Raw genomic sequence first — 12,311 nt, 5'->3', positions numbered from 1 at the left:
CTGCCTCGAGCGCCGGGAGAACAGTGCATGGGCCAGCAGGCACACCAGCACGGCACCACCCAGGACGTCCCCGACCGCCACCGTGAAGCGGCTCATCAGACCGGCCAGGACGGCGCCCGCGGCCAGGCACAGCCGCCCTGTGCCCCACAGCGCGGGGCGCAGCACCCGGTCGGGCCGGAAGGCGAGCACCCGACCGGCGGTGAGGGCCGCCACGCCGGGGATGACGGTCCACAGCAGGGCAAGGCACACCAGGGCCCACATGGCGATCTTCACCGGCGAATCATGTACCCGCGTGCGCCCGCGGCGCCAGAGGCGGTGCCGCCGGTGCTCCCCACGCCCTCCGGCCAGACGGTGCGCCGGGGCGGCGCAAGGGGGGCGTACCCGCCCCTGGTACAGGTCCGGGGCACGGGTCCGGCTCGCACCGCGACACCGGCGCGCAAGGGCTGCGGTGACGCGCGTTCCGCGTGCGGCACCGCCCCGCACCGGGTGGGGCGGCGCTCCGCCGGGCTACCGGTGGTCCTGGCGCCCGCCGCGCAGGACGACACCGATGTGGGCCGCCGCGGTGGACAGGTGGCGGCGTACCTCGCGCAGCTGCTCGGCGTCCACGCCGTTGTCGCGGGCGGCGTCGCGGACGTCGTCGCGGAAGCGGTCCAGCAGGCGTTCCAGGTCGCGGGCCGGCTCCCCGGTCGCGGCGGCGTCCTCGGCCGCCCACTCGGGCGCCTGCGCGGGTTCGGGCCTTCCCTGCGGCGGCCAGGTGGCGGCGCGGCCGAACTGGCCGAGCTCGCGGGTGAGTTCCGCCAGCCCCTCCCGGACGCCGGTCTGCCAGTCGCCGCGCCGTACGTGGTCCTGGACCTCCTCCTGGACGCGGCGTGCGATGCGCTGCATCTCGACCCTGGCGGCGTCCTGGGCCTCCCGGGCGGCGCGCTTGGCGGAGCGGGCCTCCTCGCGGGCCTGCCGGATCTCCTCCTTCGAGCGGCGCACCTGCTCCTTCCAGTCGGCCGGGGAGGGAGCGGGCCGGCTGTGCGCCGCCTGCTGCGCTGCCGCCCGGATCTCGCGCCGCAGGTCTCCCGCCGCGCCGCGGACGTCCTCGCGGATCTCGGCGGCCAGCGTGGAGACGGAGTCGCGGATCTCGTTCTCCAGATCAACGATCTCCTCGCTGCGCGAGGCGAGTTCCGCGCGGCCCGCGTCGGTGATCGAATACACCTTGCGGCCGCCCTCGGTGGAGTGGGTGACCAGGCCCTCCTTCTCCAGCTTTGCGAGCCGCGGGTAGACGGTTCCGGCGGAGGGGGCGTACAGGCCGTCGAAGCGCTCCTCCAGCAGCCGGATCACCTCGTAGCCGTGGCGGGGCGCCTCGTCCAGCAGCTTCAGCAGGTAGAGGCGGAGCCGGCCGTGGGCGAAGACGGGGGCCATCAGACGTCCTTCCGGAACGGGTCCGCGTCCGTGGGTCCGTGGTCCTCCCGCGGTGGGCGGCGCAGCAGCGCGATCGCACCCGACACGGTGGTGGCCTTGAGCCGGGAGCCGCCGGTCCCCATCCGGCCGGAGATCCGCTTGGCGCCCCACTGCCCGGTCACCCGCAGCTCGTCGAAGGCGCAACTGACGTGGCCGCTGGTGGTGTTGGCGTCCACCTCGGCGTCCGCGGGGTCGGGGATGCGGATCGCGATCTCACCGGAGACGGAGGTCAGGCGGACGTCGGCGCCGCTGCGCGGGTCCAGATCGAGCACCATGTTGCCGCTGACCGAGTCGGCCTTGACGCTGGCGCCGTTGCCCTCGACCACGGTCAGGTCGCCCGAGACGGTGTTGACGCGCAGGTCGCCGGAGACCGCCTGGGCCTCCACGTTCCCCGCGACCGTCTCGGCGGTCACCGGTCCGGCCTGGCCGACCAGGGTGATGTCGCCGTTGACGCCCCGCACGGTGGCGCGGTCGCAGATACCGGAGACCACGGCGCTCGCCCCGACCACGCCGACCGACACATCAGTGCGCTGCGGGACCGCGAGCGAGACGACGGCGTGCCGCCGCCAGCCCTTGCGGTCGAGCCACTTGAGCAGGCCCTTCCAAGGCAGGTCCTCATAGCTGACGGTGAGCGTGCCCCCCTCGTGGGACACGATCAGCGGCGGGCCGTCGAGCTCGCTCACCTCCAGCCGGGCAGGTCCCTCCTCGACGCCGACCACGTTGACGGCCCCGTTGACGATCCGCACGTGCAGGGTGTCGACGCTCCCGTCGAACACCATCTTGTGCGGCTCGGTGACCGTCCACTCCCGCGAGTCGGGTGTTCCGCTCATCTCGCCCTCCTCCGAGGCACCCGGGCACCCCGGGACACCGCCGACAACGCAACATATCGCGTCTCTCGATAGACACGATATATCGCGTGACGCGGAAGTCAAGGGAACCCCGCGCGCCGGGCCTCCGCCCCCCGAGGTCACCGCGGCCGGACGACCGGCTGGGGGAGGGACGGACGGGCGAGGGACGGATGGGCGAGGGGCGCGGGGTGTGCGCTCACTCCTCGTCCTCGTCGTCGAGCCGGGCCAGCCAGGTCGCCAGCCGCTCCACCGGGATCTCGAACTCCGGGTTGAGGTCGACGAACTCCCGCAGCCGCTCGGCGAGCCACTCGAAGGTGACCTCCTCCTCGCCGCGCCGGCTCTCCAGCTCCTCGATGCCGCGGTCGGTGAAGTACAAGGGGTGCTCCGGTCAGGGTCGAAGGGTGACGTACCAGGCCAGGATAGGTACTCCCGCGGACCGCTCCCGGGGCTGCCCCCGCGGACCGCGCCCCGCGGTCCGCGGACGCGCGGGGGCCCCGCACTCGACTCGACGAGTGCGGGGCCCCCGCGTACGGCGTCGGGCGCTTCGGGCGTCAGAGCTCGAAGACCTCGTGCACCAGCTGCTCCTGCTCCTGCTGGTGCCGCTTGGCGGAACCGACCGCCGGCGACGAGGAGGACGGACGCGACACACGACGCAGCCGGTCGGCGTTGTCGGGCGCGGCGCCGAGCACCAGGTCGAGGTGGTCGATCAGGTTGAGGGCGATGAACGGCCAGGCACCCTGGTTGGCCGGCTCCTCCTGGGCCCAGACGTACTTCTGGGCCTTGGTGAAGGGGGCCAGGGCCGCCTGGATCTCCGCACCCGGCAGCGGGTAGAGGCGCTCGATGCGGATGAAGGCGGTGTCGAAGGCGCCGCGCTTCTCCCGCTCGGCGACGAGGTCGTAGTAGACCTTGCCGGAGCAGAAGACGACCTTGCGGACGTCCTCGGGCCGGCCGGCGCCGGAGGTGAAGTGCGGGTCGCCGATGACCGGCTGGAACTGGCCGGAGGTGAACTCCGCCGTCTTCGAGGTCGCCGCCTTCAGACGCAGCATCGACTTCGGGGTGAAGACGATGAGCGGCTTGTGGTGCGGGTTGTGGACCTGCCACCGCAGGAGGTGGAAGTAGTTCGCCGGGGTGGTCGGGACCGCGACCGTCATGTTGTTCTGCGCGCACAGCTGCAGGAAGCGCTCGATGCGGGCGGAGGAGTGGTCGGGGCCCTGGCCCTCGTAGCCGTGCGGCAGCAGCAGGGTGACGCCGGAGGTCTGGCCCCACTTCTGCTCGGCCGAGCTGACGAACTCGTCGACGACGGTCTGGGCGCCGTTGACGAAGTCGCCGAACTGGGCCTCCCAGGCGACCAGCGCGTCCGGGCGGGCCAGCGAGTAGCCGTACTCGAAGCCCATCGCCGCGTACTCGCTGAGCAGCGAGTCGTAGACGTTGAAGCGGGCCTGGTCCTCGGAGAGGTAGAGCAGCGGGGTGTAGTCCTCGCCGGTCTCCCGGTCGACCAGGACGGCGTGCCGCTGGCCGAAGGTGCCGCGGCGGGAGTCCTGGCCGGCGAGGCGGACCGGGGTGCCCTCCATCAGCAGGGAGCCGACGGCGAGGGTCTCGCCCATGGCCCAGTCGATGGTGTCGTCCTCGACCATGGCAGCGCGGCGCTGCAGCTGCGGCAGCAGACGCGGGTGGACGGTGATCCGCTCCGGGATGTTGACCTGCGAGGCGGCGATCCGCTTGACGGTCTCCGGGCTGATCGCGGTGTCCACCGGGACGGGGAACTCCGGACCGGCGGCCTGGGTCTGCTGCTGCTGCGCGGCGGCCGGCGCGGTCGCCTCGCGGACCTCGGTGAAAACCTTCTCCAGCTGGCCCTGGTAGTCCTGCAGGACCTGCTCGGCCTCTTCCAGGGTGATGTCGCCGCGACCGATGAGGGACTCGGTGTAGAGCTTGCGCACCGAGCGCTTCTTGTCGATGAGGTCGTACATCAGCGGCTGGGTGAAGGACGGGTTGTCGGCCTCGTTGTGACCGCGGCGGCGGTAGCAGATGAGGTCGATGACGACGTCCTTGTTGAACGCCTGGCGGAACTCGAAGGCCAGCCGCGCGACGCGGACCACGGCCTCCGGGTCGTCGCCGTTGACGTGGAAGATCGGCGCCTCGATCATGCGCGCGACGTCGGTGCTGTACATCGACGAGCGCGAGGACTCCGGGGCGGCGGTGAAGCCGACCTGGTTGTTGATCACCACGTGCACGGTGCCGCCGGTGCGGTAGCCGCGCAGCTGCGACATGTTGAGCGTCTCGGCGACGACGCCCTGGCCGGCGAAGGCCGCGTCGCCGTGGAGGACGACCGGCATGACGGTGAAGTCCGTGCCGCCCTTGCCGATGACGTCCTGCTTGGCGCGGGCGATGCCCTCGACGATCGGGTCGACCGCCTCCAGGTGCGAGGGGTTGGCGGCCAGCGAGACGGTGATCTGCTCGCCGTCCAGACCGGTGAAGGTGCCCTGGGCGCCCAGGTGGTACTTCACGTCGCCGGAGCCGTGCATCGACTTCGGGTCGAGGTTGCCCTCGAACTCGCGGAAGATCTGCGCGTACGACTTGCCGACGATGTTGGCGAGCACGTTGAGCCGGCCGCGGTGGGCCATGCCGATGACGACCTCGTCCAGACGCGACTCGGCGGCCGCGTCGATGACGGCGTCGAGCAGCGGGATGACGGACTCGCCGCCCTCCAGGGAGAAGCGCTTCTGCCCGACGTACTTGGTCTGCAGGAACGTCTCGAAGGCCTCGGCGGCGTTGAGCCGGCGCAGGATGCGCAGCTGCTCGTCGCGCTCGGGCTTGGTGTGCGGGCGCTCGACGCGGTCCTGGATCCACTTGCGCTGCAGCGGGTCCTGGATGTGCATGAACTCGATGCCGACGGTGCGGCAGTACGAGTCGCGCAGCACGCCGAGGATGTCGCGCAGCTTCATCATCGACTTGCCGGCGAAGCCGCCGACCGCGAAGTCGCGCTCGAGGTCCCACAGGGTGAGCCCGTGCTCGGTGATGTCCAGGTCCGGGTGCTTGCGCTGCTTGTACTCCAGCGGGTCGGTGTCGGCCATGACGTGGCCGCGGACCCGGTAGGAGTGGATCAGCTCGAAGACGCGGGCGGCCTTGGTGACGTCGTCGTCGTGGCTGGCGTCGATGTCCTTGAGCCAGCGGACCGGCTCGTAGGGGATGCGCAGCGCCTTGAAGATGTCGTCGAAGAAGTCGTTCTCGCCCAGCAGGAGCTGGTTCATGATGCGCAGGAACTCGCCCGACGCGGCACCCTGGATGACCCGGTGGTCGTAGGTGCTGGTCAGCGTCATGACCTTGGAGATGCCCAGCTTGTTCAGGGTGTCCTGCGAGGTGCCCTGGAACTCGGCGGGGTAGTCCATCGAGCCGACGCCGAGGATCACCGACTGGCCGGGCATCAGGCGCGGCACCGAGTGGACGGTGCCGATGCCGCCGGGGTTGGTGAGCGAGACCGTGACGCCCGAGAAGTCGTCCATCGTCAGCTTGCCGACGCGGGCGCGGCGGACGATGTCCTCGTAGGCCTGCCAGAACTCGAAGAAGTTGAGGGTCTCGGCCTTCTTGATGGCCGCGACGACCAGCTGGCGGTCGCCGTTGGGCTTGACCAGGTCGATGGCGAGGCCCAGGTTGACGTGGTCGGGCTTGACCAGCGTCGGCTTGCCGTCCTTCTCCGTGTACGACCAGTTCATCGCAGGCATGATCTTCAGCGCCTGCACCATGGCGTAGCCGATGATGTGGGTGAAGGAGACCTTGCCGCCGCGGGCGCGCTTGAGGTGGTTGTTGATGACGATGCGGTTGTCGAACAGCAGCTTCACCGGGATGGCGCGCACGGACGTGGCCGTGGGCAGCTCCAGGGAGGCGTTCATGTTCTTCGCCACGGCCGCGGACGGGCCGCGCAGCGTCACGTACTCCGGGCCCTGCGGCGCCTCGGTGGCCGGGGCCGCCTTGGCGGTCGGCTGCGGCTGCGCCGGGGTGGGCTTCACCACGGCGGGCTTGGCGGGGGCCGGAGCGGCGGGCGCGGCAGGCGCCGGCGCGGGGGCGGCAGGCGTCACCGGCGGCGCGGCGGGCGCCGCGGCAGCGGGTGCGGCCGGAGGGGCGGCAGGCGGCGCTGAGGGGGCCGGCTGAGGCTGGCCCGAGGCGACTGCGGAGCCCGTATCCGCTCCCGGCTTGTAATCGGCGAAGAAGTCCCACCAGGCTCGGTCCACCGAGTTCGGGTCCTGGAGGTACTGCTGGTAGATCTCATCGACAAGCCACTCGTTGGGCCCGAATCCGGCGGCAGGGCCCTGGCCCTGCCCATCGGTTTCGGTCCCGGGGGTACCGCCCGACCGGAGGTCGGGGGAGCTCGAGCTATTCGGGTGTGGCGACACGGCGGCAACCGCCCTCTTCCGCTTCACAAGGTGATGGACAGCGGAAATAAAGGCTACGCCTACCCGGGCGTTTCCTGCAGGCGGGGAGCCCAGTCGTCGCCTAAGTCACATCGAAAAGACGGTTTCGAGGCGGAGTTTGGCGGGAATGAGGTGCTGAATCGACTACTCCGGTTGCCTCTGGCAACGTCCGCCCGCATACCCGGGCGGTGTGCGGGCGGCGTTCGGCCTGCGTTCGGCCTGCGTCCGGCCCGGCCTCCGGTGTCAAGCCTGCGCCGGGGCGGACCCCGGAAGGGTGACGCGGATCCGGCAGCCGCGGGGGGACTCGGCCACCGCGATGCGTCCGCCGTGCAGGTCCACCGCCCATCGCGCGATCGCCAGCCCCAGCCCCGTTCCGCCGTCGCCCGGTCCGGCGGTGCCGCGGTTGAAGCGCTCGAAGACGCGGGTGCGCTCGGACTCCGGTATGCCCGGGCCCTCGTCCAGGACCTCCAGGTCGAGGCTGCCCGGCCCGGTGCCGCGCCGGGCGCGCACGGTGACCCGGCCGCTGGGCGGGCTGTGCTTGACGGCGTTGTCGATCAGATTGGCGACCACCTGGTGCAGCCGCTCGGCGTCCGCGTACGCGGTCAGCTCCGGCGGCCAGACGTCCAGGTGCAGGTGGACGTCCTTGCGCGCCCGGCTCCCCGGCGCCGGGGAGCCCTGCAGGCCGAGGCCGGCGGTTTTGATGACGGCCGACAGATAGGGCCAGACCTCGAAGCGCTTGGCGTCCAGCGGCACGACGCCGTTGTCCAGCCGGGAGAGGTCGAGCAGGTGGGTGACGAGCAGGCTCAGCCGCTCCGCCTGCTGCAGCGCGGTGCGCATGGTCTCCGGGTCGGCGTCGCTCACCCCGTCCACGACGTTCTCCAGGACCGCGCGCAGCGCCGCGATCGGGGTGCGCAGCTCATGGGAGACGTTCGCCACCAGCTCCTTGCGGTGCCGGTCGACGGCCTCCAGGTCGGCGGCCATCCCGTTGAAGGTCTCGGCGAGCTCGCCGACCTCGTCGCGGCGCGCCGCGGTGACCCGCCGGCTGTAGTCGCCGCGCGCCATGGCGCTGGCCACCGAGGTCATCTCGCGCAGCGGCGCGGTCAGTCCGTGCGCCACCAGCTGCGAGATCAGCAGCGAGGCGATGATCGAGAAGATCGTGATGATCCGGATCTCGGTCGCCGAGTGCATCGCGACGATGATCAGGCCCGTGGTGATCAGCACGGAGGCCAGCACCAGGTACTGCAGTGCCGCCTTGATCGACCGGAAGGGGTCGTACGGCCTCAGCGCGGCCCAGACGCGTTTCCGCAGCTTCGGCGGGCGCGGCGCGCTGTAAGGGCTCACGGCGTGGGCGTCTCGAGCGCGTAGCCGACGCCGTGCACGGTGCGGATGCGCTCCGCGCCGATCTTCCGCCGCAGGGCCTTGACGTGGCTGTCGACGGTGCGGGTGCCGGAGGCGTCCGCCCAGTCCCACACCTCGGCGAGCAGCTGCTCCCGGGAGAGCACCGCGCGCGGCTGCTGGGCCAGGCAGACCAGCAGGTCGAACTCGGTCGGGGTCAGATGCACGTCGGCGCCCCGGACCCGGACCCGGCGCTGGGCGTTGTCGATCTCCAGGTCGCCGAGCTGCATGTTGGCGCCGCGCGGGTCGCGGGCGGCGATCGTGGCGCGCTCCACGCGGCGCAGCAGAACATGCACCCGGGCGACCAGTTCGCGCAGCGAGAAGGGCTTGGTCATGTAGTCGTCGGCGCCCACGCCGAGGCCGACGAGCATGTCGGTCTCGTCGTCGCGTGCGGTCAGCATCAGCACCGGGATCGGGCGCGACGCCTGCACACGGCGGCAGACCTCCAGGCCGTCGTAGCCGGGGAGCATGACGTCGAGGACGAGGAGGTCGGGCTGCCAGGAGGCGGCGGTCTCCACGGCGGCCGGGCCGTCGCTCGCGCTGCGGACCTGGAAGCCCTCCGCCCGCAGCCGCGCCGCAATGGCGTCGGTGATCGTGGCGTCGTCCTCCACCACCAGTACGCGGCGCTGCGCCCCGGGAGTGGCCGCCACCGCCGCGGCGTCGGCGGTCGTCGGCTGTGTGCTGTCCATGTGGGGTCCCCCATGGTCGTGTGCGTTGCGCAGCAGCGTACGAGGCGGGGCGACGCCGCGGCTACGCGGGCTTTCTTGCCAGGTGCACGACATCCGGAACGCCCCGGTCCACCGGGATCTCAATGGTCCGGACCTGCGTGAACCGCGCCGCCCGCAACGCGTCGTCGAACGCGGCGGACGGCTGCGCCGACCATACCGCCAGTACGCCGCCGGGTTCGAGCCGCTCCCGGCAGGCCGCCAGTCCCGTCGGGCCGTACAGGCCGCCGTTGCCCTCGGTGACCGTCCAGTCGGGGCCGTTGTCGATGTCCAGGCAGAGTGCGTCGTACGTCACGTCCGCCTCGTGGACATACGCCACCAGATCGCCCTCGACCACGCTCACCCGCGGGTCCTGCAACGCGTGCTCGGAGAACTCCGCCAGCGGGCCCGTGCGGTGCCACTCGACCACCGCCCGCTCCCGCTCGGCGACCGCGATCCGCGCCCACCGCGGCTCGGCCGCCGCCCGCGCGAGGGAGAAGCCCACCCCCAGGCCGCCGATCAGCACCGACAGGTCGGCCCGGCCCGCGGGGAGGGCGCCCAGCGCAGCGTCGACCAGCAGGCGCTCGGAGCGTCCGTCGGAGGTGTCCATCAGGAAGGTGCCGTTGGCGATGATCTCGTACCGTCCGCCGCTGCGCCGCAGTGCGACCTCGCCGTACGGCCCGTCACGCCGGTCGAGCGTGACGGGTCGTGCCTCATCGTTCGCGTACATGGACCCAGCGTAACGAGGCGGTCCCGCGGGAGGGGCGGGCCGGGTGTCAGTGCCCGCGGGCGCGGGCCGGTCCCCGGACCGTCACCAGGGCGACCCCGCCCACGAAGAGGGCGCCGGCCGTCACCCATGGCGCGGACTGCGCGCCGGGCTGCATCGACCAGGCCCACACCGCGGCCGCTCCGCCGGGGGTCCGGGGGGCGGCGAGAAGGACACCCAATCCGTAGACCATCGGGGGCGCCCAGCTCAGGCGGGCACCGAGCAGGACGGCTCCGGCGCAGGCCAGGCCGGTGAAGCCCAGGACTCCCCGGATCGCCGTCTCGGCGCCGAAGCCGTATGCCGCGTTCGGCGCCGCCAGGCCGAGACAGCAGGACGCGGTGGTGGCGGTCAGGATGTGCGCCGCGCGCCAGCGCCACCATGGAAGCGGCGCGCAGCGGTCCAGCTCGACGGAGGGGCTGTGCAGGCTGCCCACGGTGATCGCCGCGGTCAGGATCGGCAGAAGGACGAACAAGGGCACACCGCTGGTCCGCTCGAAGAGCGGGCGGTCGATCACCCAGCCCGCGATCCAGGAGTTCGCGATGAGCAGCACGGCCAGGGCGGTCGCCGCTCCCGGCAGACCGCGTGAGCGGGCGTAGAGGCACAAAAGGGTCGGTCTGGGGTTCACGGTTCCTCGATCGGTTCGGGCGGGTGGGGCGAGGGCCGCGGCGGGGTCCGCGCTCAGGGCGCCTCGACCACGCCGGTGTCGCAGGAGCCGACGGCGCGCAGATAGCGTCCGAGCCAGGCCCGGCGCTGTTCGGCGGACGCGGCGCGCAGGCGGTCGGCCGCCCGGGTCTCCGCCGCTGCCGTCACGGGTCGCTCCACACCCAGCCAGCTCAGCGCCGCATGCTCGGCGGCGGGGTTGCCGGGGCGGTCGGTGTACCGAGCTGGGCAGTTCCGGAAGGCCACGAAGTACGCCAGGTCGCGGTAGAGCATGTCGCTGTCGCCGAGGCGGCTCCGGAAGAGCCCTCCGTAAAGCTGGAACCTGACTTCCCGTGACGGTGCGCTCTCCGAGGCAGCGCTCTCGCGGTAGCGGACGGGCGCGCCGGGCACGCCGTCGAGCCTGGCGTCGATCCGGGCCACCACGGCCTGTACGGCGGGCAGGGCCGAGGCGTGTTCGGCCCGGACGCACACCACCGGTGTGCCCGAGCCGCAGACCTGGGCGGAGGCGGCCGGCACGGGCCGCCACAGGTCTTCGCCGCCCCGGCAAAGGAACGCCGCCGCCACGGCAGCCGCCAGCAGAGGCACGAGGGCGACCGTCCGCCGCCGTGCGTGACCGGCCAGCATCGCGCAGACCGCGAGTCCGGCCATCCACACCGCGCACAGCAGCCCGAACGCCCACGTGGGGCGCTCTCCGAAGCCGTAGCCCGCCGGAGTGAGCCACTTGACCGATCCATCGGCGTTCTGGGTGTAGCCCAGCGCCACGAAACCGACCAGGCCCACAAGCGGCGCGGCCATCCGCCACCGCAGCGCCCCGCCGACCGCGAAGCCCAGCGCCCCCAGGGCGCCGAACGACACGACGTCCTGGAACACCATGCTCCAGGAGGGCTGCCCGAAACCGGCGTACGGCCAGATCGCCCCCAGGGCCGCCACCGCCGGCAGCAGGTAACCGCAGACCGGCCACAGCACGGCGGGCAGGCACGCCGCCAGAGCCCGCGCAAGCGGCGTCCGGGCCGCCGACGCGAACAGCTCGCCCGTCCCGCAGCGGCGCTCACGCCCGCCCTGCCAGCACCCCGCGGCCAGCGCGACCGCTCCGCCGGCCAGCACGCTGAAGTGCCGGAGCATCTGCTGCGCGTCGGTCCAGTTGTCCCCCAGCCGGTAGCGCTGGACGAACAGGTTGAACGCCACCACGGCCGCGATGACGGCGCCCGCCCACGGTCCCGTGCCGCGCCGCAGTTCGGTTCGGGCGAGGGACACCGGCGGGCGCAGAGCGAGGGCGGTCATGCCGTGACCCCCTGGCCCGTCCGGAGGCGGTGACGCCTCAGCACCGCGCTGTAGCCGCGCTCGATCGGGCTGTCCCCGGCAGCCTCACCGTCCCACGCCGCCGCCAGTTCCCGCGGCGTACCGCGGAAGGCTCCCCGTCCGCCGGACAGCAGCGTCACCTCCGTGCACGCGGCGGCCACGTCCTCCACGAGGTGGGTCGAGACCAGCACGGTCGCGTGCGCGCCCAGCTCCCGCAGCAGGGCGCGGAAGTCGACCCGCTGCTCGGGGTCGAGACCGGCCGTGGGCTCGTCGAGCAGCAGCACGTCCGGGTCGTTGACGATGGCCTGCGCGATGCCCACCCGGCGCACCATGCCGCCCGAGAGGGTCTTGATCCGCCGGTCGATCCGGTCCTCCAGACCGACCCGTGCCACCGCCCGCTCGACGGCGTCGGGCACCTCGGCGGCCGGCATCTCCTTCAGCCAGGCCGCGTAGGCGACGAACTCGCGCACGGTGAACCCCGGGTAGTAGCCGAACTCCTGCGGCAGATAGCCCAGCCGCCGCCGGATGGCCGTCCGCCCCCGATGTGTCGTCGGGTCGTGGCCGAGCAGCTCCAGCCGCCCGCCCTGGTACGGGGCCACCGTGGCCAGCACGCGTATGAGGGAGGTCTTCCCGGCCCCGTTGGGGCCGAGCAGGCCGTGGACGCCGCGGCCGAGCCGCAGGTCCAACGCGTCCAGAGCGGTGGTGCGGCGGTGCTTGACCGTCAGCTCGCTGCCGTTGACGGGATACGCGGTGGTCATCGGTTGCCTCCGAGGATGCCCCGGCC

At 72.5% G+C, this 12,311-nt stretch carries 11 protein-coding genes; all 11 read right to left on the bottom strand.

Features of this window, described 5'->3' with window-relative positions:
• Nucleotides 1–273 (bottom strand): hypothetical protein (locus AC3ET4_RS29205; RefSeq protein ID WP_431954702.1); only part of this gene is annotated, 273 nt, incomplete at its 3' end.
• 234 nt (nucleotides 274–507) lie between these two features.
• Nucleotides 508–1,410 carry a helix-turn-helix transcriptional regulator gene (locus AC3ET4_RS29200; RefSeq protein WP_431954700.1) on the bottom strand — a complete coding sequence of 301 codons (903 nt, stop codon included), beginning with the start codon at nucleotides 1,408–1,410 and terminating at the stop codon, nucleotides 508–510.
• Nucleotides 1,410–2,279: a DUF4097 family beta strand repeat-containing protein gene (locus AC3ET4_RS29195; RefSeq protein WP_431954698.1), complete on the bottom strand. Its 870-nt coding sequence runs from the start codon at nucleotides 2,277–2,279 to the stop codon at nucleotides 1,410–1,412. The genes AC3ET4_RS29200 and AC3ET4_RS29195 overlap by 1 nt, the downstream gene beginning before the upstream one ends.
• Nucleotides 2,280–2,493: 214 nt before the next feature.
• Entirely contained in the window at nucleotides 2,494–2,673 is a 180-nt protein-coding gene (locus AC3ET4_RS29190; protein WP_431954696.1) for a DUF6104 family protein, read from the bottom strand.
• 175 nt (nucleotides 2,674–2,848) lie between these two features.
• The gene (locus tag AC3ET4_RS29185) at nucleotides 2,849–6,685 is read right to left on the bottom strand and encodes a multifunctional oxoglutarate decarboxylase/oxoglutarate dehydrogenase thiamine pyrophosphate-binding subunit/dihydrolipoyllysine-residue succinyltransferase subunit (protein WP_431954694.1); all 3,837 of its coding nucleotides are present in this window, start codon (nucleotides 6,683–6,685) and stop codon (nucleotides 2,849–2,851) included.
• Between the two features lie 261 nt (nucleotides 6,686–6,946).
• Nucleotides 6,947–8,044: a HAMP domain-containing sensor histidine kinase gene (locus tag AC3ET4_RS29180; RefSeq protein ID WP_431954692.1), complete on the bottom strand. Its 1,098-nt coding sequence runs from the start codon at nucleotides 8,042–8,044 to the stop codon at nucleotides 6,947–6,949.
• Nucleotides 8,041–8,787: a response regulator transcription factor gene (locus AC3ET4_RS29175; RefSeq protein ID WP_431954690.1), complete on the bottom strand. Its 747-nt coding sequence runs from the start codon at nucleotides 8,785–8,787 to the stop codon at nucleotides 8,041–8,043. Before AC3ET4_RS29175 ends, AC3ET4_RS29180 begins: the two co-directional genes overlap by 4 nt.
• A 61-nt stretch (nucleotides 8,788–8,848) precedes the next feature.
• The gene (locus AC3ET4_RS29170; RefSeq protein ID WP_431954688.1) at nucleotides 8,849–9,532 is read right to left on the bottom strand and encodes a spermidine synthase family protein; all 684 of its coding nucleotides are present in this window, start codon (nucleotides 9,530–9,532) and stop codon (nucleotides 8,849–8,851) included.
• Nucleotides 9,533–9,578: 46 nt separating this feature from the next.
• On the bottom strand, nucleotides 9,579–10,193 hold the full coding sequence (locus AC3ET4_RS29165; RefSeq protein WP_431954686.1) for a hypothetical protein: 615 nt from the start codon (nucleotides 10,191–10,193) through the stop codon (nucleotides 9,579–9,581).
• Nucleotides 10,194–10,246: 53 nt separating this feature from the next.
• On the bottom strand, nucleotides 10,247–11,509 hold the full coding sequence (locus AC3ET4_RS29160) for a hypothetical protein (RefSeq protein ID WP_431954684.1): 1,263 nt from the start codon (nucleotides 11,507–11,509) through the stop codon (nucleotides 10,247–10,249).
• Nucleotides 11,506–12,285 carry an ABC transporter ATP-binding protein gene (locus AC3ET4_RS29155; RefSeq protein WP_431954682.1) on the bottom strand — a complete coding sequence of 260 codons (780 nt, stop codon included), beginning with the start codon at nucleotides 12,283–12,285 and terminating at the stop codon, nucleotides 11,506–11,508. Before AC3ET4_RS29155 ends, AC3ET4_RS29160 begins: the two co-directional genes overlap by 4 nt.
• Nucleotides 12,286–12,311 lie beyond the last annotated feature (26 nt).

The organism is Actinacidiphila sp. bgisy167 (genome assembly GCF_057707665.1).
This window is presented reverse-complemented; position numbering and strand designations above follow the sequence as displayed.

Bases quoted from the DNA above. Each gene is read 5' to 3' on its own strand.
- AC3ET4_RS29175 (WP_431954690.1), bottom strand. From the start codon at position 8,787: ATGGACAGCACACAGCCGACGACCGCCGACGCCGCGGCGGTGGCGGCC.
- AC3ET4_RS29195 (WP_431954698.1), bottom strand. From the start codon at position 2,279: ATGAGCGGAACACCCGACTCGCGGGAGTGGACGGTCACCGAGCCGCAC.
- AC3ET4_RS29170 (WP_431954688.1), bottom strand. From the start codon at position 9,532: ATGTACGCGAACGATGAGGCACGACCCGTCACGCTCGACCGGCGTGAC.
- AC3ET4_RS29160 (WP_431954684.1), bottom strand. From the start codon at position 11,509: ATGACCGCCCTCGCTCTGCGCCCGCCGGTGTCCCTCGCCCGAACCGAA.
- AC3ET4_RS29200 (WP_431954700.1), bottom strand. From the start codon at position 1,410: ATGGCCCCCGTCTTCGCCCACGGCCGGCTCCGCCTCTACCTGCTGAAG.
- AC3ET4_RS29155 (WP_431954682.1), bottom strand. From the start codon at position 12,285: ATGACCACCGCGTATCCCGTCAACGGCAGCGAGCTGACGGTCAAGCAC.